General features: G+C 72.2%; 15 protein-coding genes and 1 tRNA gene. 6 read left to right on the top strand and 10 right to left on the bottom strand.

Features of this window, described 5'->3' with window-relative positions; genetic code table 11:
* Window positions 1–9 precede the first annotated feature (9 nt).
* The 4 genes from DEJ08_RS14180 to DEJ08_RS14195 form a co-directional block, all read right to left on the bottom strand.
* Entirely contained in the window at window positions 10–951 is a 942-nt protein-coding gene (locus DEJ08_RS14180; RefSeq protein ID WP_181439042.1) for a helix-turn-helix transcriptional regulator, read from the bottom strand.
* Window positions 952–1,096: 145 nt separating this feature from the next.
* Window positions 1,097–1,169, bottom strand: a tRNA-Arg gene (locus tag DEJ08_RS14185).
* 110 nt (window positions 1,170–1,279) lie between these two features.
* Entirely contained in the window at window positions 1,280–2,065 is a 786-nt protein-coding gene (locus DEJ08_RS14190; protein WP_111055159.1) for a dienelactone hydrolase family protein, read from the bottom strand.
* Between the two features lie 29 nt (window positions 2,066–2,094).
* Window positions 2,095–3,516, bottom strand: coding sequence for a glucose-6-phosphate dehydrogenase (locus DEJ08_RS14195; protein ID WP_111055160.1), 1,422 nt, complete (start codon window positions 3,514–3,516; stop codon window positions 2,095–2,097).
* A gap of 76 nt (window positions 3,517–3,592) precedes the next feature.
* On the opposite strand from DEJ08_RS14195, the gene DEJ08_RS14200 reads away from it, so the two are divergent.
* From DEJ08_RS14200 to DEJ08_RS14215, 4 genes are all read left to right on the top strand, one after another.
* The gene (locus DEJ08_RS14200) at window positions 3,593–4,750 is read left to right on the top strand and encodes a Gfo/Idh/MocA family protein (protein ID WP_035808774.1); all 1,158 of its coding nucleotides are present in this window, start codon (window positions 3,593–3,595) and stop codon (window positions 4,748–4,750) included.
* Window positions 4,747–5,673, top strand: coding sequence for a sugar phosphate isomerase/epimerase family protein (locus tag DEJ08_RS14205; RefSeq protein WP_111055161.1), 927 nt, complete (start codon window positions 4,747–4,749; stop codon window positions 5,671–5,673). Before DEJ08_RS14200 ends, DEJ08_RS14205 begins: the two co-directional genes overlap by 4 nt.
* 134 nt (window positions 5,674–5,807) lie before the next feature.
* Window positions 5,808–7,622 carry a thiamine pyrophosphate-requiring protein gene (locus DEJ08_RS14210; protein WP_111055162.1) on the top strand — a complete coding sequence of 605 codons (1,815 nt, stop codon included), beginning with the start codon at window positions 5,808–5,810 and terminating at the stop codon, window positions 7,620–7,622.
* A 101-nt stretch (window positions 7,623–7,723) separates the two neighbouring features.
* Window positions 7,724–10,102, top strand: a complete 2,379-nt coding sequence (locus DEJ08_RS14215; RefSeq protein WP_111055163.1) for a bifunctional metallophosphatase/5'-nucleotidase — start codon at window positions 7,724–7,726, stop codon at window positions 10,100–10,102.
* Window positions 10,103–10,423: 321 nt separating this feature from the next.
* Here the strand turns inward: DEJ08_RS14215 and efeB are convergent, their stop codons facing one another.
* Genes efeB through efeU form a run of 3 tightly spaced genes read right to left on the bottom strand, consistent with a single transcriptional unit; the run spans window position 10,424 to window position 14,557 of the window.
* Window positions 10,424–11,728, bottom strand: a complete 1,305-nt coding sequence (efeB, locus tag DEJ08_RS14220; RefSeq protein WP_111029889.1) for an iron uptake transporter deferrochelatase/peroxidase subunit — start codon at window positions 11,726–11,728, stop codon at window positions 10,424–10,426.
* On the bottom strand, window positions 11,725–12,960 hold the full coding sequence (efeO, locus tag DEJ08_RS14225; protein ID WP_111055164.1) for an iron uptake system protein EfeO: 1,236 nt from the start codon (window positions 12,958–12,960) through the stop codon (window positions 11,725–11,727). Before efeO ends, efeB begins: the two co-directional genes overlap by 4 nt.
* A complete protein-coding gene (gene efeU / locus DEJ08_RS14230; RefSeq protein WP_284180474.1) occupies window positions 12,947–14,557 on the bottom strand; it encodes an iron uptake transporter permease EfeU in 1,611 nt (536 codons plus the stop codon). Before efeU ends, efeO begins: the two co-directional genes overlap by 14 nt.
* A 69-nt stretch (window positions 14,558–14,626) precedes the next feature.
* Between efeU and DEJ08_RS14235 the strand changes: the two genes are divergently transcribed.
* Both DEJ08_RS14235 and DEJ08_RS14240 read left to right on the top strand, forming a co-directional pair.
* Window positions 14,627–15,388, top strand: coding sequence for a trimeric intracellular cation channel family protein (locus tag DEJ08_RS14235; RefSeq protein WP_071406483.1), 762 nt, complete (start codon window positions 14,627–14,629; stop codon window positions 15,386–15,388).
* A gap of 247 nt (window positions 15,389–15,635) precedes the next feature.
* Window positions 15,636–16,238, top strand: coding sequence for a TetR/AcrR family transcriptional regulator (locus tag DEJ08_RS14240; protein WP_111038271.1), 603 nt, complete (start codon window positions 15,636–15,638; stop codon window positions 16,236–16,238).
* Between the two features lie 498 nt (window positions 16,239–16,736).
* Here DEJ08_RS14240 and DEJ08_RS14245 read toward each other — a convergent pair whose 3' ends face one another.
* The 3 genes from DEJ08_RS14245 to DEJ08_RS14255 all read right to left on the bottom strand — a co-directional run bounded on the left by DEJ08_RS14245 (window position 16,737) and on the right by DEJ08_RS14255 (window position 21,426).
* Entirely contained in the window at window positions 16,737–19,094 is a 2,358-nt protein-coding gene (locus DEJ08_RS14245; protein ID WP_111055391.1) for a transglutaminase TgpA family protein, read from the bottom strand.
* Complete coding sequence (locus tag DEJ08_RS14250) at window positions 19,091–20,332, bottom strand: DUF58 domain-containing protein (protein WP_146237770.1); 1,242 nt, start codon at window positions 20,330–20,332, stop codon at window positions 19,091–19,093. Before DEJ08_RS14250 ends, DEJ08_RS14245 begins: the two co-directional genes overlap by 4 nt.
* Window positions 20,333–20,421: 89 nt before the next feature.
* A complete protein-coding gene (locus DEJ08_RS14255; protein WP_071406487.1) occupies window positions 20,422–21,426 on the bottom strand; it encodes an AAA family ATPase in 1,005 nt (334 codons plus the stop codon).
* Between the last annotated feature and the right edge of the window lie 61 nt (window positions 21,427–21,487).

Here is a 21,487-nt window from a genome sequence, read left to right on the forward strand (position 1 = left end):
CTCAGTCGCTCAGTCGCCCTGCCGCGGGACCTCGTCGCGGAGCGTCCGGCTCGGCGACCGCCCGTAGGCCTCGCGGTAGGCGGCGGAGAACCGCGTCGCGTTGCTGAACCCCCACCGCAACCCGATGGACGCGACCGTCGCTCCGGCGTCCGGATCCGCTACCAGCAACTCGAGGTGTGCCTCGGCCAGCCGCACCCGCCGGACGTAGGCTGCTGGGCTCACCCCGAGCTCGCGCTGGAACGCGGACTGCAGCCCGCGGGATGACACCCGGGCGGCCGTGGCGATGTCGGGGACCGAGATCGGTTCGGTGAGGTGGTCGTCGATGTACTGCACGGCGCGGCGCACGACCCCGCCAGCGGCCGCCGAGGTCGGGACGATCGCGTCCGGCTCGATGTGCACCGGGAACACCTGGAAGGCCGCTGCGGCGACGTGGCGGAACACCTCGGCGCGCACCAGGTCGTTCCCGAAGGCCCGCTCATCGCTCGTGACCGCGTGCGCGTGCCCGATGACACTCGCCCAGTAGTCCGCCAGTTCCGGACGAGGCGCCCGGCCGTCGACGACGAGCCGCCCTCGCTCCGCGCCCTGCTGCTGCAACCCGACCCCCAGCAGGACCGACACCGGCAGGCTGACGACGCTGAAGTCCACGTCGAGGGTGTCGTTGTGGACCATGCCGAGGCCGTGCAACGACCCGTTCGGCACCCCGCCCGTCCCGCGCGGGGCGAAGTCGCCACTGTGCACCTGGACCGACACCAGCGTGTCCGCGATCTCGGCGGTCGTCTCCATCGTGCCGCCGAAGTGGTGCCGTTCGACGGTCATCACGCCGTCGCCGCGGACGTGCTGCTCGTACCGGAAGAGCGGGCCGACGTCACGGATCTCCGGGCGGTCGTACAGCGCCCCCAGGGCCGTGGCGGCGACCTCGGCGTCACGGGTCGCGAAGTCGATGGACAGCACAGGCACCTCGTTCTCCGATCGGACGGACCGAATCACCATCGTCACCCCGTCGACCGGGGAACGCCTGCGAAGACGCGCCGCTGCCGGTCAACGACGAAGGGCCCCGGTGGAATCCACCGGGGCCCTTCGTCGTTCTGCTTGCCTGTGCGCTCGAAGGGACTCGAACCCCCAACCTTCTGATCCGTAGTCAGATGCTCTATCCATTGAGCTACGAGCGCGTGGCCTTGCGGCCGTGGAAGACTCTACAACAGGTGCGGCCCGGGCGCCAATCGAGGCCCTCCGGCCCCGGTGCTCGGCGTGTCGCGAACGGTCTCCGACGGCCGCACCGTCACAGCGCCGCGGGCTCCTCGTCGAACACCTCGGCCAGGAACACCCGGAGCGCCTGCCACGATCGGCGGTCGGCGCGCTCCTGGTACTGCGCGCCGTGGTCCGGGGCGTCGGTGCCCGGCACGGCGAACGCGTGCATCGCACCGGAGTACGTCACGACCTGCCAGTCGACGTCCGGCGCCGCCCGCATCTCGTCCTGCCACGCGTGCACGGCGTCGTCCGGCACGACGGGGTCGGCACCCCCGGTGAGGACGAGCAGCTTCGCCCGGATGTCCGCGGCGTCCGAGGGGTCGTGCGCGATGAGGCCACCGTGGAACGCCACGGCGCCGACCAGGTCGGCGCCGGTCCGTGCGAGCTCGAGTGCGGTCGACCCACCGAAGCAGTACCCCATCACGACGACGCGGGTGGGGTCGACGTCCGGGTCGGCGAGCAGTCGCTCGAGCCCGGCGGTGGCGCGGGCGCGCAGCAGGGGCAGGTCCTGGTAGAAACCGCCGGCGACCTGGGCCGCGGTGTCGTCACCGGGGCGGACGCCGGCTCCGTAGATGTCCGCGCCGAACGCGACGTAGCCGAGCCGGGCGAGCATCGTCACCCGGGCCTCGACGTGCTCGTTCACGCCGTGCCAGTCGTGCACGACGAGGACGGCCGGACGACGGCCCGCGATCGCGACGTCCTTCGCGAGCACACCGAGCAGTTCGGTGCCCTCGTGCTCGTAGGGGACGTCGTCGACACGGATGTCGGCGCCGGCGGGTTCGGGAACGGTCTGCAGGACGTCGTCGGTGGTGTTCACGTCGCCCGACGCTACGCCGCCACTCGGGCTCAGGCCTCGATGTTGTCCCAGCCGCCGGGGCCGACGGACCCGGCGGCGTACTCGTCGAGGGGTGCCTTGCCGGCCTTCCACGCGTCGAGGAACGGCCCGACGACCTTCCAGCCCTGCACGGCGCTGTCGCCGCGCACCGACAGCGTGGCGTCGCCCTCGAGCACGCCGGCCAGCACCTCGCCGTAGGCACTCAGGCGCCCGGGGTTGAACGTCACCTCGAGGCTCGTGTGGTCGATCGTGTACGGGTCACCGGCGCCGTTGACGTTGAGCTCGAGCTGCATCTCGTCCGGGGCGATCCAGATGCGCAGCCGGTCGGGCAACTCGGTGCCGGTGAGTCCCTCGGGCACGTGCGGGGAGTCCTTGAACGTGATGACGATCTCGCGGCGCTGTGCGGCGAGCGCCTTGCCGGACCGCAGGGTGAAGGGGACGCCTGCCCAGCGCCAGTTCGCGATCTCGAGGGTGAGCTGGGCGAGGGTCTCGGTGCCGAGCGACGGGTCCACGCCGTCCTCGTCGACGTACGACGGCAGCTGGCGGTCCCCGACGGTGCCGGCGGTGTACCGGGCGCGCTTGCCCGCGGTGACGACGTCGCCGCCCCACGGTCGGACCGCCCGCAGCACGAGCTCCTTCTGGGTGCGCAGGTCGTCGGCCTTGATCGAGGCGGGGGCCTCCATCGCGACGACGGCCATCACCTGCAGCAGGTGGCTCTGGATCATGTCGGTGAGCGCCCCGGCCTTGTCGTAGTAGCGCGCCCGGCCCTCGAGACCGAGGGTCTCGTCGTAGACGATGTCGACGCGCTCGACGTGCTGCGACGAGAGCAGCGGTTCGATGATGCGGTTGGCGAAGCGCAGCCCGAGCAGGTTGAGCACGGTGGAGCGGCCGAGGAAGTGGTCGACGCGGTGGATGCGTTCCTCGGGGATGAACGAGTGCAGCAGGTCGTTCAGGTTCGAGGCGCTCTCGGCGTCGGTGCCGAACGGCTTCTCGAGCGCCAGGCGGGTGCCTGCGGGCAGGTCGAGGTGGGCGAGCTGCTCGCAGCTCTTCTCGGTGACCGCGGGCGGCAGCGCGAAGTAGATCGCGGGGTCGTGCTCGCACGCGGCGAGCAGCGCCCGCAGGTCGTCCGGGTCGGTGACGTCGGCCTTCCGGTAGGTGGAGGCGTCGACCACGGCCTGCAGCCGCTCCGGCAGCGTTTTCTCACCCGAGGCGCCCTCGTCCTCCTCGTTCTTCGACGCCTGCGCGTTCTCGAAGGACTCGCGCACCTGCGCCTTCCAGTCGGCGTCGGACAGGTCCTCGACACCGGCCCCGACGAGCTGGACGTCCCAGTCGTCCTTCACCTGGAGCAGGGTGGCGAGGCCGGGCAGGAGCAGGCGCTTGGACAGGTCGCCGCTGGCTCCGAGGATGAGCAGGCTGGTCTGGAGGCTCGACATGCAGCAGACGGTACTCATCGGCCCCGGTGGATGACCGGGCCGCTACGGTGGTGTCAGTCCGGCGCGAGGGAGCACCATGAGCAGTGGGTACGAAGGGCGACGCCTCCGTGTCGCCGTGGTCGGGACGGGCATGATCGCCGGCGTCCACGCCCGGGCGGCCCGGGCCTCCGGCGCCGAGGTCCTCGGTGTGCTCGGCCGGAACGCCGCCCGGTCCGAGCAGGTGGCGGCGCAGCTCGACCTGCCCCGTGGCTACGCCTCCCTCGACGAGGTCATCGCCGACGCCCCCGACGTCGTGCACATCTGCACCCCGAACGACCAGCACCACCCGCAGGCGCTCGCGGTGATCGCGGCCGGCATCAACGTGGTGTGCGAGAAGCCCCTGGCGATCGACCCCGCGCAGGCCGCCGAGCTCGTCGCCGCCGCTGCCGAAGCCGGTGTCGTTGCCACCGTGCCGTTCGTGTACCGGTACCACCCGATGGTCCGCGAGATCCGGGCGCGCATCGCCGACGGGGAGCTCGGCCGGCTGCTCGCGGTGCACGGGCACTACCTGCAGGACTGGATGCTCGACGAGGACGCCTCGAGCTGGCGGGTCGACCCGACCTCGAGCGGCCTGTCCCGCGCGTTCGCCGACATCGGCTCGCACTGGTGCGACCTGGTCGAGTTCGTCACGGGTGAGCGCTTCGCCTCGGTGTCCGCCGCGACCGACATCGTCTACCCGACGCGGCCGGCGGCGTCCGGTCCGTCGTTCTCCGGCTCCCCCGACCCGGACCCGGTGGCCGACGCGGCCGAGCGTGCCGAGGTCACCACCGAGGACACCGCCGTCGCCACCTTCCGCACCGCCACGGGCCGCATCGGGAACGTCGTGATCTCGCAGGTCGCGTCGGGCCGGAAGAACCGCCTGTGGTTCGAGGTCGACGGCACCCGCGGCAGCGCGGCGTTCGACCAGGAGCAGCCCGAGTCGGCCTGGTTCGGCAACGAGCGCGGCGCCCAGATCGTGGTCCGCGACCCGTCGCAGGGGTACCCGGACCAGCGCCGGCTGGCGATCGTGCCGGCCGGGCACCCGCAGGGGTACCTCGACGCCTTCGCGGCCTTCGTCGCCGACACCTACACCGCGGTCCGCACCGGAGTGGCCCCCGACGGGCTGCCGACGTTCGCGGACGGCGCCCGCTCCGCCGACATCATCGAGGCCGTGATCGGCAGCGCGGCCGAGACGACCTGGCGGGAGATCCGGTGAAGCTCGGCATGCTGACCGCCTGCCTGCCCGGTTGGTCGCTCGACCGGATCGCCGGGTTCGCCCAGCAGCAGGGCTACGAGCGGCTCGAGGTCGCCGTCTGGCCCGGCACCGGCGGCCGCGACTTCGAGGCGGCGCACCTGCCGGTCGCCACGTTCACCGACGAGGACGCCCTGGCCACCCGCGCCCTGCTCGACCGCACCGGTCTCGAGATCTCGGCGCTCGCGTACTACGAGAACAACCTGCACCGGGACCCGGAGCACCGTGCCGCGGTGCGGACCCACCTCAAGCACGCGATCGACACCGCGCAGACGCTCGGCATCCCGTACGTCGGCACGTTCATCGGCCGCGACACCACGAAGTCCGTCCGCGAGAACATGGCGGAGGGGAACCGGGTCCTGCCCGAGCTCGTCGACTACGCCGGCGAGCGGGGCGTGCGGCTCGTCATCGAGAACTGCGTGATGGAGGGCTGGCACCCCGACGGGTACCCCGGCAACATCGCGTACTCCCCCGAGCTCTGGGGCTGGGTCACCGGCCTGGGCTTCGGCCTGAACTGGGACCCGTCGCACCTGACGTGGATCGGCATCGACCCGGTCGAGACGATCCTGCCCTTCGCCGAGCACATCGTGCACGCCCAGGCGAAGGACCTGGAGCTGTTCCCCGAGCGGCGCAACGAGTACGGGTTCTTCGGCAAGGTCGACAAGGGCGACGACCCGTGGGACATGGGCTGGTGGCGGTTCCGGGTGCCGGGCCGCGGCGTCGTGGACTGGCCGCGCGTCGTCGACCGCCTCTACGAGGCGGGCTTCGACGGCACGCTGAGCGTCGAGCACGAGGACCCGCTCTGGGGCGGCACCGACGACCGGGTGCTCGAGGGGCTGCGCATCGCGCACCGCACGCTGCGTCCGCTGATCGCGCAGGAGCAGTAGCGAGCACCCACCGGCAACGAGCACAGGGCCCTGGTCTGGAGGCCCGGATCACGTGACCGACGTCGGTCACGTGATCCGCGCCTCCAGTCCGGTGCCTGTGAACGGACCCGTGCGCGCCCGCGCACGCTGGTGCGATGAGCACGACCGTGAGCGACTTCGTCATCGACCGCATCAAGGCGTGGGGGGTCTCCCGCGTGTTCGGGTACCCCGGCGACGGGATCGGCGCCTTCGACGGCGCGCTCGGCGAGGCGGCGTCGAAGGGCGACGGCCTGGAGTACGTCCGCCCCACGCACGAGGAGATCGCGGCGCTGATGGCGACCGCGCACGCGAAGTTCACCGGCGAGGTTGGGGTCTGCGTCGCGACGTCGAGTCCCGGTGCCTTCCACCTGCTCAACGGGCTGTACGACGCGCAGATGGACAACCAGCCGGTGGTGGCGATCGTCGGCCAGCAGGGGCTCGCGGCGATGGGGTCGTTCACCCAGCAGGAGTCGAACCTGGAGCGCGTGTTCGCCGACGTCGCCTGCTACGTGCAGACGGTGGCCACGCCCGAAGCCGTCGGCGTGGTGCTCGACACCGCGTTCCGCACCGCGTCCCTCCGCAAGCAGCCGGCCGTCGTCGTGCTGCCCCACGACGTGCAGGCGATGGCGTACGACGCACCGCCGCTGGAGCACTGGGCCTCGCGGTCGAGCGACGTCCCCGCGTCCACCCGGATCACGCCGCCCGCCGACGAGGTCCGGAAGATGGCGGAGATCATCAACGCCGGGTCGAAGGTGACGTTCCTGGTCGGTGCGGGCGCGCGCGGTGCGACGGCCCAGGTGCTCGCAGCGGCCGAGAAGGCGGGTGCGGGGATCATCACGGCACTCCGCGGCAAGGACGTGATCCCGTCCGACGTGCCGTACCACTCGCAGCAGCTCGGGCTGCTCGGGTCGCTGCCGTCGCTGCACCAGATCCGCGACTGCGACACCCTCGTGCTGCTCGGCACGAACTACCCGTACGGCGAGTACATGCCGAAGACGGGGCAGGCCCGGGGCATCCAGGTCGACATCAAGCCGGAGCAGCTCGGCCTGCGGTACCCGACCGAGCTGAACCTGTGGGGCGACGTCGGCTCGACGCTCGACGCCGTACTCCCGCTGCTCGAGCAGAAGACCGACAAGTCCTTCCAGCAGACCGTCGCCGACGAGATGCGCGAGTGGGAGTCGGAGATGCGCGCCCAGTCCGAGGTCGCCTACGACGACGGCGTGAACCCGCGCCGGGTGATCCAGGCGGTGAACGACCGGCTGCCCGACGGCGTCACGGTCACCGCGGACGCCGGCACGACCGCCGACTGGTACGGCCACCACATCCGGCTGCGCGAGGGCATGCGCGGCGACATGTCCGGCCGCCTCGCGACGATGCTCGCGGCGATGCCGTACGCGGTGACGGCGAAGTTCGCGTTCCCGGACCGCCCGGCGGTGTGCACGATCGGCGACGGGGCCTTCCAGATGCTCGGCATGAACGAGCTGATCACCGTGAAGAAGTACCTGGCGGCCTGGCCGAACCAGCAGCTCGTCATCGTGGTCATGCACAACGACGACCTCGGCCAGGTGTCGTGGGAGATGCGCACCGAGGACGGCAACCCGATGTGGCGCGGCTCGCAGGACGTCGAGTCGATCGACTACGCCGGGTACGCGACGCTGCTCGGGTTCCAGGGCATCGCGGTGCACGAGGACTCCGAGGTCGAGGCGGCGGTCGAGCGGGCCTTCGCCCACCAGGGGGTGACCCTCATCGACGCGTACGTCAGCCGGAGCGTCCCGCCGCTGCCCCCGCACATCACGAAGGAGTACGCGATCAACACGGCGAAGAGCCTGCTGAAGGGTGACCCGGTCGAGTTCGACGTCGTGAAGGACTCCGCCAAGGCGATGGCGACCGAGGTCACCGAGCGGGTGAAGGGCGCCCTCGGCCGCGACTGAACCGGTCGGGTGGGCCCAGGGGGACGGCCGTGTGAACGTCGTGTGACGAGTTGCGCAGGGGTCTGGCGAGTCGCCTGTGCGTCTTCGTAGGTTCGACGGCGATGAACACTTCCCACACCACCGGAACCGCCGGTGCGACGACCCGACGACGCCTCGGCGCCGGCGCGGCCCTCGCCACCGCCGGGGTCCTGGTCGCACTGTCCGTCCCGTCCGCAGCCGTCGCCGCCGAGGGCGACACGACGATCGACATCATCGACGTCAACGACTTCCACGGTCGCATCGAGTCCGAGGGCACCGCCGCCGACAAGGCCGCCGGCGCCGCGAAGCTCGCCGGCGTCGTGCAGTCGTACCGCGAGGCCAACCCGAACACGATCTTCGCCAGCGTCGGCGACAACGTGGGCGCCTCGACCTTCACCTCGCTCATCCAGCAGGACTCCCCCACGATCGACGCCCTGAACGCCATGGACCTCGACGTCAGCGCGATCGGCAACCACGAGCTCGACAAGGGCCAGGACGACCTGACCGGCCGCATCGAGGACCGCGCCGACTGGCCGTACGTCTCGGCGAACATCGTCAAGGCCGGCACCACCGACCCCGCCTTCACCCCGTACTCCATCGTGGAGAAGGGCGGCGTCAAGGTCGGCTTCATCGGTGCCACCACCGAGGACCTCATCCCCGGGCTCGTCAGCCCCGGCGGCGTGAAGGGCCTCGCGATGGCCCCGATCGTCAGCCAGGTCAACCGGTACGCCGAGCAGCTCACCGACGGCAAGGACGACAACGGCGAGGCCGACGTGCTCGTCCTGCTCGTGCACGAGGGGGCCACCACGAGTGCGCTCTCCGACGCCACGGGCACCGGCGCCTTCGGCAAGATCACCTCGGGCGTCTCGTCGAAGGTCTCGGCCATCGTGTCGGCGCACACCCACGCGACGTACAACCACTCCATCGCGGGCCCCGACGGCACGAAGCGTCCGGTGATCCAGGCCGGGTCCTACGGGGTGAACCTCGGCCACCTGCAGCTCACCGTGGACGCCGACAAGCAGCTCACCGGCATCACGTCCTCGGTCACCTCCGTCAACGAGGACAAGCGTGTCCCCGCCGACACCACCTCGGTCAACGCCGTGAGCGACATCGTGACCGCCGCGAAGGCCGTCGCCGACGTCAAGGGCGGCGAGAAGCTCGGCGAGATCACGGGTGACCTGCGTCGCGCCGTGCAGTCCGACCGCAAGGCCGAGAACCGCGGCGGCGAGTCCGTCCTGGGCAATTACATTGCCGAGGTCCAGCGCAGCGCCACCGAGCGGAACGGCTCGAAGATCGCCTTCATGAACCCGGGCGGGCTCCGCACCGACATGGTCTACGCGTCCAGCGGAGCCGGCGACCCGGACGGCACCGTCACCTACAAGGAAGCCGCGCTCGTCCAGCCGTTCGCCAACACCCTGGTGACCAAGGACATGACCGGCCAGCAGATCAAGAACGCCCTCGAGCAGCAGTGGCAGCCGGACGGCCTCGAGCGTCCGTTCCTGAAGCTCGGCGTCTCGGACGGTTTCGCGTACACCTACGACCCGTCGAAGGGCCGCGGCGAGCGCATCACCGGCATGACCCTCGACGGCACGGCGATCGCGCTGACCGACACCCTCAAGGTGACCGTCAACTCGTTCCTGTCGACCGGTGGCGACAACTTCGCCGCCTTCGCGACCGGCACGAACGTCGCCGACTCCGGCCAGGTCGACCTGCAGGCCCAGGTGGACTACTTCGTGGCGAACAAGAAGGTCACACCCCAGGTCGACCAGCGCGCCGTCGGCGTCACGGTCACGCCGACCCCGGCCGGTGGGTTCCAGCCCGGTGACGCAATCGAACTCGACCTGTCGTCGCTCGTGTTCAGCAGCGAGGACCCCGCGAAGGCCGGCACCGTCTCGGTCAGCGCGGACGGCAAGGAGCTGGCGTCGTCGGCGATCGACCCGACGATCACCGACAAGAACGACGAGCAGGGTCGCGCGACCCTGACCGTCACGGTCCCCGAGATCGAGGCCCCGGCGGCACGCGCCGCCGCCCGCACCGCCGGCTCCGTCTCGCTCGCCGCGGTGGCCGAGCCGGTCGCCACGACGGACGCACCGCTCGTGGTCACCCTGCCCGGCCAGACCATCACCCTCGCCGTGACGATCCCGGTCGCCGCAGCGGTCGACCCGACGGACCCGACCGACCCCACGGACCCGACGGACCCGACGGACCCGGTCGACCCGACCCCGGGCACGGGCGGCGGGGTCACCCCCGGCCCCGGCGCGGGTGGCGGTGACGACGCCGGCATCGGTGGCGTCGGCGGGACCGACGACGACCCGCGCGCCGGTGGCGACCTCGCCTACACGGGTGCGGACCTGACCGCTCCGGCGATCGCGGCGGGCCTGCTCCTGCTCGCCGGGATCACGGCGCTCGTGGTCCTCCGCCGCAACCGCGCACGACGTGCCGCGACGGTCCTGACGGACTGACCCCGAGCCTGCGGGCACACACGCGAACGGGCCGTCTCACCCTGGTGAGGCGGCCCGTTCGCGTCGGCCAGGAGGCCCGGCACAGCTCCGGCGCACACCTCGCGCGACCCGGCGGTCACGGTTGCTGTCCCATCCCGGTCGATCACTGCGGATCCGCGGATCCGCGGGGTACTCTCGGGGTTGTCGCACCGCGACGCGTCGTGCCGGGTCGCTTTCAGCAAGTCGACGGTGGTTCCGTTCGGCGAGACTCCGCGACGCGGGCGTCCTCCGCCTCCAGGGAAACGGCGGAGGGCGCCCACCCCTTCGGGTCAGCGACGCAGCTCAGCGGAAGAGCTGCTCGCCGATGTACGACCCCTTGCGGGGTGCCGGCGGCACGGCGAACACCGCGGAGCCGATGTGCGAGACGTACTCGTTCAGCCGGTCCGAGGCGCCGAGCTTCCGCTGCAGGCGCGTGAAGTGGTCCGGGTCGTTCACGTAGGCGATGAACAGCAGCCCGGCGTCGAGCTGGCCGTACTCGTTGAGCCCGTCGGTGTAGTTGTACGGCCGGCGCAGGATCTTCACGCCGCCGTTCGCCTCGTGCGCGGCGAGGGCGATGTGCGACGTCGCGTCGATCTTCGTCGCACCGTCGTCGTCCTTCGCGTGGAAGTCCGGGGTGGTGTGCTCCTGCCCGCCGGAGAGCGGTGCGCCCTGGATCTTCGTCCGCCCGAACACCCGCTGCTGGTCGCTGACGACGTCGGCGTCCCAGGTCTCGATGTTCATCCGGATCTTCCGCACCACCTGGTAGCTGCCGCCGGCCATCCACCCGGCGTCGCGGTCGAGCCAGACGAAGCGGTCGTGGTCGGCGTCGGTCGTGATGTTCCGGGTGCCGTCCTTGAACCCCATCAGGTTGCGGGGCGTGCTCTGGTGCGGCCCGGCCGATGCCCGGCCGAAGCCGAGCACGGTCCAGCGGACGGTCGCGGTGCCGCGGGCCATCCGTGCCAGGTCGCGCACGGCGTGGTACGCCACCTGGGGGTCGTCGGCGCAGGCCTGCAGGGACAGGTCCCCGCCGGTCAGGCCCTCCTGCAGGTTGTCGCTCGGCAGCGTCGGGATGTCGGCGAGCGAGGCCGGACGGCGGTCAGCGAGCCCGAAGCGCTCGTCGAAGACGCCGGGGCCCAGGCCCACCGTGACGGTCAGGGACGCCGGCCCGAGGTCGAGCGCCTCGCCGGTGTCGGCTCCGACCCCGTTGCCGTGCGCGGGTTCGACGCTGCCGACGGTCTTGCCGGCCTGCAGCTGGGCGATCGCGGCCGACCAGCGGGCGAGGAGCACCTGCAGCTCGGTCGTGACGGTCGTCGACAGGTCGAACGTCATGTAGACGCAGTACCGCTGCGGGGTGGTGCGGATCCCGCCCTGCGGCTGCCGGGCCGCGGTGGCGTAGAACGGCTGGCTCTGCGACAGATCGATCGACTCGTCGCCGTTCGTCGCCGCCGTGAACGGGTTCACGCCGGTCGCCGCGGTGGCGCCGCCGATGCCCGCAGCCGCGCCGACCCCGGCGCCGGCCACGGCCAGGCCGGCGCCGAACAGACCACGGCGGGAGACGTTCGCCCGGGGTGCCTCGTCCGCGCGGGGTGCCTCGTCCGGCTCGGTCACGCGGTCGCGACCTTCTCGGCCAGGCGGGACAGCGGGTCCTGCAGCGCCTGGATCTGCTGCGAGATCGTGTTCGCGTCGGACTTCTTGGTGGCGGCGTCCCACGTGGCGAAACCGCCCAGGTCGTCGGCGTCGCGGTAGCCGTCCATCAGCGTGTTCGTGGCGTCGAACTGCTTCGCGATCTGCTTCGTCAGGGTCGGGTCGAGCTTGGTCAGCCCCGGCTTGAGGTACGCGAAGGCCTGACGGGCGCCCTCGACGTTGGCGGCGAGGTCGACGAGGTCGATGTGGCTGTACGCCTCTTCCTCGCCGGTGATCTTGTTCGACTGCACCTCTTCGAGCAGGCCGGCGGCACCGTTCGCCAGGTCCTCCGGCTTGTAGTCGAGCGTCGGCACGAGCTTCGCGAGCAGCTGCACGTCCTCGGTCAGGTCCGCGGCGGTCTGCTTGGTCGACGCGGTGATCTTCCCGGCCTGGAACAGGTCCTTCTCGACGGCGTGGAACCCGCTCCAGCCGACGGCCGGGTCGAGGTTCGAGGCGCGCATGTCGATCAGGTAGTCGAGGTTGCCGGCGTTGTCGGTGGCCTTGAAGCCCTTCTTGACGAAGCCGTCGACGTCGCTCTCGACGTGCTCGTAGAACGGGCGGGCGTTCGCGTAGTCGGTCTTCGCCGCGTCGAGGTCGCCAGCGTCGATGTGCTTCTGCATCTGCTCGACCGCGGCGACCATGTCGGTGACCTGGCCGTCGACGTAGGTCGCGTAGCCCTTCGTCCCGTCGCGGAGCAGGGTCGAAGCACTGCTGTTCGCGGTCGACGCGGCCTTGCCGGTGACGGTGAAGTCCGTCAGCTCGGTCTCGGCGCCGGGGCAGTACACCTGGTACTTCCCACCGGTCAGCGTGGCGGTGAAGCGGACGGCGTCGAGGCCGGGTGCCAGGTTCTCCTTCTCGCCGAGGATCCGCTGGTCCTGCAGCAGCTCGACCTCGGTGATCGCGGTCGACGACTCGTTCTTGACCGTGAAGGTGACGGGGCCCGCGGGGACCTTCGTCGAGGACACCGCGCAGGCGTCCTGCCCGTCGTTGGTGAGCGTGATGGTGACGCGGGAGACCTTCGCGTCGCCGGAGCCGGAGCCGGAGCCGGAGCCGTCGGCTCCGGTGGACCCACCGGCGCACCCGGTGAGTGCGAGGGCGGTGACGGCGCCGAGGGCGCCCAGGGTGATCAGGGGTCGGACGGGCTTACCGAAGGACATGGTCGGTGCTCCTTGCAGGGTCCGCGGCCGGAGGGCCACGAGCGGGGACGGGGTCGGGGGTGGGGATGGTGGGGAGTCGCCGGCGACGGCGGTCACGGAGGGCCAGCAGCGCCTGCGCGGCGGCCGCGATGCCGAGGGCGATCGGCAGCCAGGCCTTCCAGAGCAGCAGGTCGGCTGATCGCGAGTCCGCTGCGGCCACCGAGGCGGCCGACCGCTCGACGCGGGCGTCGGGGACGGACCAGACGGTGCGGTCCAGGGTCGTGGTGCGCGCGGACGGGAGGCCCCCACCGCTCAGCGTCAGCACCTCGCGTTCGTCGCGGGTCGCGTCCAGGACCCCACCACGGACGGTCCACAGGGTCACCGTGTCGCGCACGGCCCAGCGCGCCGAGAAGGGGCCGGGGTTCGTCGACGGGGAGACCCCGACGGGCAGGCGACCGAACAGGGTGACGAGGTCGTCGAGCGTCAGCGTCGACGGACGGTCGGCACCGCTCCCCTGCTCAGTGTTCCCGTCCTGCACGACGCGCCACCGGTCGGCGGCCACGCCCGCGCGGGTGACGCGGCGGTGGGCCGACGTCGGCAGGGCGATTCGGGCCTCCTGGCCGGTTCCGGTGCCGGCCACGCGGAGGACGCCGGACGCACCGTCGACGCTGGCGGAGACGGAGCTGGCGTCGCCGCTGACCGCGGTGGTGCGGGGCAGGTCGACCCCGCCTGTCGGCACGGCGATCGCGAGTGCCGCTGCCGCCACGGCGAGTGCACCGGCGACGACGGCGCGCACCCGGGGCACGCGGTCCGGCGACGGACGCCAGGCGCGCGGCCAGAGCGTCAGGGCCAGCACCGGGACCACGTAGAGGACCCAGCCGAGCACCTCGATGACCCGCGGGTCCGGCGGGATGCCGAGCACGCCGGTGACCAGGGCCCCCTGCACCGAACCGTTCGGCGCGAGCCACGACAGGTCGACGGTGCGCTGCTGGCCGATGACGATCCAGCCGGCCTCGTGCGCGCGGCGGAGGACGGTCAACACCAGGCCGCCCGCGACGAAGACCAGGAAGACCCCGGTGCCGGTGAAGAATCGCGACAGGTTGAGGCGGACGCCACCGGTGTAGATGCCGAAGCCGACGACGACCGCGGCCGCGATGCCGATCACGGCACCGAGGGCGGCGAGGCCGGTGTCCGACGATGCCTGGAACGTGGCGAGGAGGAACACCGAGGTCTCGAAGCCCTCCTTCAGGACGGCGAGGAACGCCATGCCGGCGAGGGCCCAGGCGGTGCCGCGGCCGAGGGCAGCGGTCGCACTGGCCTCGAGGTCGGCGGTCAGGGTGCGCGCGTGCGTGCGCATCCAGACGATCATGCCCGTGACGAAGACGACGGCGACGATGCCGATGACCGCCTCCATGCCCTCCTGCTGAGCCTGCGGCAGCGCCTGCTCGACGGCCTGCAGCCCGAAGCCGACGGCGATGCTGAGCAGCACCGCGAGCCCGACGCCCGACCACATCGGGGTGAGCGGGACGCGGTTGCGACGCAGGAACGCGGCGATGATGCCGACGATGAGCGTGGCTTCGAGGCCTTCACGGAGACCGATGACGAGAGTGGCGAGCATGACGAAGGTGAGGCTAACCTAACCGCCGAACGGCCCGCCAGTCGTGCGACGTGATGTTTGATGGTTCTCATGAACCTGCTGTCCGTCGACGGCCTGGCGTCGGTCACGAACGTGCTCGACCTCGCCGGGGTCTTCGCGTCCGCCCTGCTCGGCGGCTCCATCGCCCGCGCGATGGACTTCGACCTGTTCGGGTTCCTGGTCGTCGGGTTCGTCTCCGGACTCGGCGGCGGGATGCTCCGCGACACCCTGCTGCAGAACGGGCCACCCGTCGCGCTCGTCGACCCGCTGTACGTGCCGGTCGCCGTCGCCGGGGCGCTCATCGCGTTCCTCGTGTCGTTCTCCGAGCTCACGTGGGACCGGCTGTTCACCGTGCTCGACGCCGCCGTGATCGGGTTCTGGGCCGTGGTCGGCGTGCAGCGCACCTACGACGCCGGGCTCGACTGGCCGGCCGCGATCATCATGGGGACCATCACCGCGGTCGGCGGCGGGGCCATGCGCGACCTGCTCTTGCGGCGGGTACCGGCGGTGTTCGGCGGGAACGCGCTGTACGCCACCGTGGCCGTCGCGGCGTCGGCCGTGATGGTGATCGCCTCGGCGCTCGGGTCGCCGTCCCTCGGCATCCTGCTCGCGATCACGCTGTCGCTCGGGCTCCGCTGGGGAGCGGTCCGCCGGGGCTGGGGGCTGCCGAACGGCCGTGACTGGCAGCCGAAGTCGACCCTCGGTTCGCTGCTCCGGCGGGGTCGGAGCCTGCGACCGGACGCGCTCCGGTTGCTCCGGCGCCCGGGCCGTCGGACCGGTGCCGGCAGTGTCCGAGAAGAGCACGAGGACTGAGGGGCTGTCCTCCGCGGCCCCGCGACGCTACGATCAGTACCGCCGGGTATCGTCCTGGCAGTTCTGCCGGGGATGGTCCCGGTGAACGCTGTCCGCACAGCACCGACGCGACCCGAACGCGCCGGTTCCGAGCAGACGTGGGGATGGGGGCTTCGCTGATGCCGCGCGGGATCAGACGCGCGGCGCGGCAGGTCTCCACCACGATGCTCTCCCCGACGACCACCACCACAGGTCGGAGCAGCAACCGATGAGCGACGACGCTTCCCCCACCCAGCGCATTCCGCGCGCCGAGGTCCGGGAACGCCTGCTCGCCGCCGGAGCCGCGGTCTTCGCCGAACAGGGTGTGTACGGCGCGCGGCTCGACGACGTCGCAGCACGCGCGGGGTTCAGCAAGGGTGCGGTCTACTCGAACTTCTCGTCCAAGGAAGACCTGCTCGCCCAGGTCATGCAGCGGTCCACGAACGTCGTGCTCGCCTCACTGCAGGAACTCGTGCACGCGGACATCGCCGCCGTCGACGTCGGGGACGTCCTGCGCGCCGCGTTCGGGCAGAACGACCAGAGCGAGCAGTTCGCGCTGCTCTCGGCGTTCCGCGGGTACGCGGTGCGGCACCCGGAGCTGCTGCCCGAGTTCATCCGGCAGCGCCGGATCCTGCAAGACGGGGTGCTCGAGCTGGTGCGGCTGTGGCTCGGTGCCCACCCCGAGGTCGAGGTCGGCATGACCCCGGAGGAGTTCGCGACCGTGCTCATCGGGGCGAACGTCGGCCTGGTGTTCGACGCGCCGGCGCTGCCCGGGGTCGATCCGGGCGAGCTCGTCGCGACCCTGGTCGAGGCGGTCATCCGCCGGCGCTGACGCGCGGTGCCCCGCGGCGCGGGCGGCGGTTTGCGGGCGCCGCGGGCGGCGGGCGGCGGCGAGGCGCGGCGGTCGGGGCTTCGCACCGTGCGAGGTTCGCCACCCCGTGCCCGCTCGATCGCACCGTGCACGCCTACAGCCCCGCACCGAGCCACCAACCACGCACCACCCGACGAACCCCGCACCGTGCAACACCCTCCGACCCGACGCCCAACGGAGCCCGCACCGTGCGAGGTTCGCGACCCCGTGCGCGCTCGACCGCCCGGTGCCCGCCTACAGCCCCGCACCGAACCACCAACCACGCACCACCCGACGAACCCTGCACCGTGCAACACCCGCCGAGCCATCGCCCAACAGAGCCCGCACCGTGCGAGGTTCACGACCCCGTGCCCGCTCGACCGCCCCGTGCCCGCCTACAGCACCGCACCGAGCCACCAACCACGCACCACCCGACCAACCCCGCACCGTGCAGCACCCGCCAGCCGGCACGCGTCCGCGTCAGGCCGTGCGACGATCCCGACGGCGGGGCTTCGGCCCGTCGTGGGACCAGGCGGACGACGGCAGCAGGCTCGGCGGCAACAGGCGCGACCGGACGACGCGCACCGTGGGGACCGAGGCGTCGAGCGCCTCCCGAGCGTCGCGGACGTGACGCTCCAACGCCGGAGTGTCCACCGATGCAGCCCCGTCGGCGGCGAAGCGCTCACGATCGACCGCGTCGACCGCGGCGTCCAGGTGCGGCACGACCGACTCCGGCAGCCCGGGACGCAGGCGTCCGAGCACGGCTCGGGCTGTCCGGGCCACGGCGGCGGCGTCACCCGGCGGCGCGAGGCCCGGGGCGTACCCGTGGTCGGCGACGTCGTCGAGCAACTCGCGCCACGCCTGCACGGCGGGCGACCGGCCGGCGGCGATCGCCGACAGCCTCGACCGACGGCGAACTGCACGCACGAGGCCCGGGGCGACGAGGACCGCGAGCACGAGCAGCAGGCCTACGAGCAGCCCGACCGGTCCTCCGCCGCCGGTGCCGGAGGCACCCGTGGCACCCGGAACCGGGGACGCCGACGGGGTCGGTGACGCTGATTCGTCCGCCGGGGTGGTCTGCTCGGGTGCCGGCAGCGGGGTCTCCGGTGCCGCCGCGGTCGGCGAGGCCGAGGGCTCCTCGGACGGCGCGGCCTCGTCGGAGTCGGGCGTCGGCTCGAAGGCGACCCACCCGGCGCCCTGGATGTACAGCTCGGGCCAGGAGTGCAGCTGCCGGTTCGACACCGCGTACTCGCCGTCGGGCTGCGGCGACCCGGCCCGGTACCCGACCGCGATGCGCGAGGGGATGCCGAGCGTGCGGGCCATCACGGCCATCGCGGACGAGAAGTGCACGCAGTACCCGTCGCGGACCTTCAGGAACGTCGAGACGACGTCCATGCTGTCGCCGTCGTAGCCCTGCTCGACGGGAGCGGTCTCGGAGTACGTGAACAGGTCACTGCGGAACCACTGCTCGAGGGCCCGCGCCCGCCCGTAGTCGTCGGTCGCGGCTGCTGCGACGCGGGTCGCGGTGGTCGAGATGTTGGCGGGCAGGTCGTCGGGCAGGGCGAGGTCGGTGCGCAGCTGCTGGCGGCTGGGCTCCCGGAAGCCACGGCCGTCGGAGCGGGCGAGCACCCCCGAGGCGGCGACCGCGTCGAGGTAGTCGTTGGCGAACGTCGAGGCCCCGTAGACCTCGTACATCGCCCCGCGGGCGGTCGCGGCTCCGGTCGACCGGACGGTGCTCGAGTTCCCCATCCAGCGCCACTGCGACAGGTCGAGGTTGGTGGACTGCGACTCGATCGACACCGCACCTGACGGCACCGGCAGGTAGGTGCTGGACAGCCCGGTGATCCGGACGGTCACGTCGCCGCGGCTTGCCAGGCGCGGGTTGACGCCCTCGGCCCACTGCTGTTCGTCGGCGGTGTCGGCCTCGGCCGCGTTCGTCACGGTCGGCACCCAGTCCCCCGTGCCGAACTCGTCCAGGTCGGCGAGCTTGAGGTACTCGGGCTGCCCGTCGGACGAGCGGTAGCGGAACACCTCGAGTTCGCTCGGACGGCGCAGGTCGTTGCCGAGTTCAAGGAGGGTGCCGGGCCGTCCGGGCTGGATCGGCGACTGGATCGCACCGGTCACGCCGGACAACCAGCTGGCGTTGAGCGGCACGATCGTCGGCAGCCCGATGGCCACGACGAGCCCGATCGCCCCGACGACCGCGGCCGGCAGTGCGCGCTGCACCGGACGCACGGACAGCCAGAGCAGGGCGAGGAACGCCACCGCCGTGGTGATGACGAGCGGGGTGCCGGCGGGCTGCCCGGTGATGACACCCGGCACGATCAGGATGACGAGGGCCGGCGCAGCGGCGAGCGACGGGATCCGCGCGATGGCGGCGAGGAACAGCGAGACCGCCGCCACCCAGCCGATCGACGCGGTGACGACGAGCCGGATCGCGTCGGTCTGCGGCAGTGGTGCGGGGTTCAGGCGGATCGCCGCGAGCGTCTCCCCGAGGGCCCCGTCGGCGTCGAGCCACCCGAGCGGTTGGATGTCGTTGACCAGTGCGGCGGCGCACGAGCAGGCGATGACCGTGCCGACCAGGACGACGAAGCTGATGCCGGGCGTCTGGCGGCGCACCGCGAGCATCACGGCGACGAGCACGGCGACGACGACGACGCCCGATGCCCACCAGGCGATGCCCTGCACGAGCGGCCGGATGGCGAGGGCAGCGAGGAGCACGGGCACCGGCGCGAGGGCCACGACCCAGGCGCTCGGGACGTCACGCAGGTCGTCGTCGCGGTCGAGGATCTCGCGCACGTCGGCACGGCCACGCGCCGGTGCGCTCACCCCGGTCACCGGGCGGCTCCGGACGGCGTCGCGCCGACGACCGGTACCACGAGGGTCCGCCAGCCGCCGCGGTCGAGGATGCCCCGCACGGCCGGGTCCGGCGGCACGATCGTCGCCAGGATGCCGCGGCTCGACCCGCTGGTCGCGCTGACGAGCTCGGCGGCTTCCTCCGCGGTGCAGGTGCCCGTCACGACGGCGGTCATGCCGTGCACGTCGCGGCCGCGGACCTCGGGCAGGACGTCGGTGACTTCGCGGGCGTCGGAGCGGAGCCGGACGTCGGCGAGCCCGACGAGCACGTCGGTGAGCCCACCGACGTCGCCCGCGTGCCGGGTCGCGCCTTCGGGACCGTCGAACACGAGTACGACACGGGAGGTCCGGGCTGCGAGCGCGCGGGCGACACTGGCGGCCACCACGACGGCGTGCTCGAAGGCCTGGTCGCCGCCCAGGTCGGAGAGCTCGGCGAGGTCCTCTCGGCCGAGCCGCTGGTAGGACTCGCGCCGGACGTCGAGGGCGATCACGGCCTCGGGGGGCTGGGCCTGGGTGGTCTGGCGGACGTGGAGTTCCCCGCGCCGAGCGCTCTGGGCCCAGTGCACCCGGCGGATCGGGTCACCCGGTCGGTAGGGGCGGAGTTCGCTGTCGTCGGCAGAACCACCCTGTCCGACCCGTCCCTCGTCGGCCGAGACCGCACCGGCGAGCGCCCCGGCGTCGATCGCCCCGAGGGGTGCCGAGGCCGGGACGACGACGACCTCCTCAGCAGGGACGACGGGACGATCGATGCGGAGCAGGCCGAACGGGTCCTCGACCCGGATCGTCACGGGTCCGACCAGCGAGCGGCCGCGGTGCATCGCGAGTGCCTCGACGTCGAGCACTGCCGGCGGCAGGTTCGGCCCGACCTCGGCGTAGGTCTCCGCCTCGGCCAGGCTGGCGAAGGCGTCCTCGAGTTGTTCGCGCACGAGCAGCGTCGCCCGCGGGCCGATCCGCAGGCTGGTGCTGCCGAGGGTGATGCGTTCCCGGTAGACCTCGCCCACCTGGACGATCGCCCGTGCGGTGCTGCGGCTGCCGCGGAGCGGGGTGGCGACGACGAACGCCATCACGATGCCGAGCACGACCAGGACGAGCAGCAGCAGGCCGGCCGTGACGGCGACGCTCGTGGTGCCGACCAGACCGCCGCCGACCAGGCCGATGCCGACGGCGATGACCGTCCAGCCCCGGATCGTCGGGCGCGGGAACGGGGTGCGTCGGGCCAACGACAGCCCCCGGCGACCGAATCGTGCCGCCGTGGACCGCGCGGCACCGACGCGTCGCAGCAGCGACGGCGGTGCCGATGGACCGGCCATCAGGAGCGGACGGGGGTGGCCGTGAACGGGATGGCGGTGTCGGAGACGATGCGGACGACGATCTCGCGCACGGTGTCCTCGCCGGTGCCGCCGAGCCCACGGGCGACCGGCACGAGCCGGTGCGCGAGCACGATCGGGGCGAGCGTCGCGACGTCGTCGGGGGTGACGAACGGGCGGCCGAGCAGTGCGGCGTGCGCACGAGCCGCCTGCGCCAGGTGCAGCGTCGCGCGGGGGCTCGCACCCAGCACGAGGTCGGGGTGGGTGCGCGTCGACCGGACGATCGCGATGATGTACGCCTCGACGTCGGGGGCGATGTGCACCCCGGCGACGGTCTCGATGATCGCCCGCAGCGTGGTGACGTCGACGATCGGCCGCAGGCGCGACAGCGGGTCGCTGCCGCCGCGGTTCGCGAGCATCTGCCGTTCGGCGTCGACGCTCGGGTAGCCCATCGCGATGCGGGCCATGAAGCGGTCGCGCTGCGCCTCGGGCAGCGGGTACGTGCCCTCCATGTCGATCGGGTTCTGCGTCGCGACGATCATGAACGGCCGGTCGAGCGGGCGCGTGACGCCGTCGACGGTGACCTGCGACTCCGCCATCGCCTCGAGCAGGGCCGACTGGGTCTTCGGGCTGGTGCGGTTGATCTCGTCGCCGATGACCACGTTCGCGAACACCGGGCCGGGCGAGAACCGGAAGGTGCCGGACGACTGGTCGAAGATGTTCACGCCCGTGACGTCGGACGGCAGCATGTCCGAGGTGAACTGGATGCGGTTCACGGACCCGCCGACCGAGGCGCCGAGCGCCTTGGCGAGCACGGTCTTGCCGACACCGGGGACGTCCTCGACGAGCAGGTGCCCCTCGGCGAGCATCACCGTCAGGGCCGTGCGGATGGCTTCCGCCTTGCCGTCGATCACCGTGGCGACGGAGGCCACGATGTCGTCGCCCACCGCCCGCACGTGTTCGAGCGGGAAGGCGGGGTGGGTCGGCTCCGGCACGCAGGGCTCCATCGTCGGGGACAGGTGTCGTGCATGCTACATCGGGCCGGTGACAGCACCCGGTACGGGTGCA

This window comes from Curtobacterium sp. MCLR17_054 (assembly GCF_003234335.2).
Classification (GTDB): Bacteria; Actinomycetota; Actinomycetes; order Actinomycetales; family Microbacteriaceae; genus Curtobacterium; species Curtobacterium flaccumfaciens.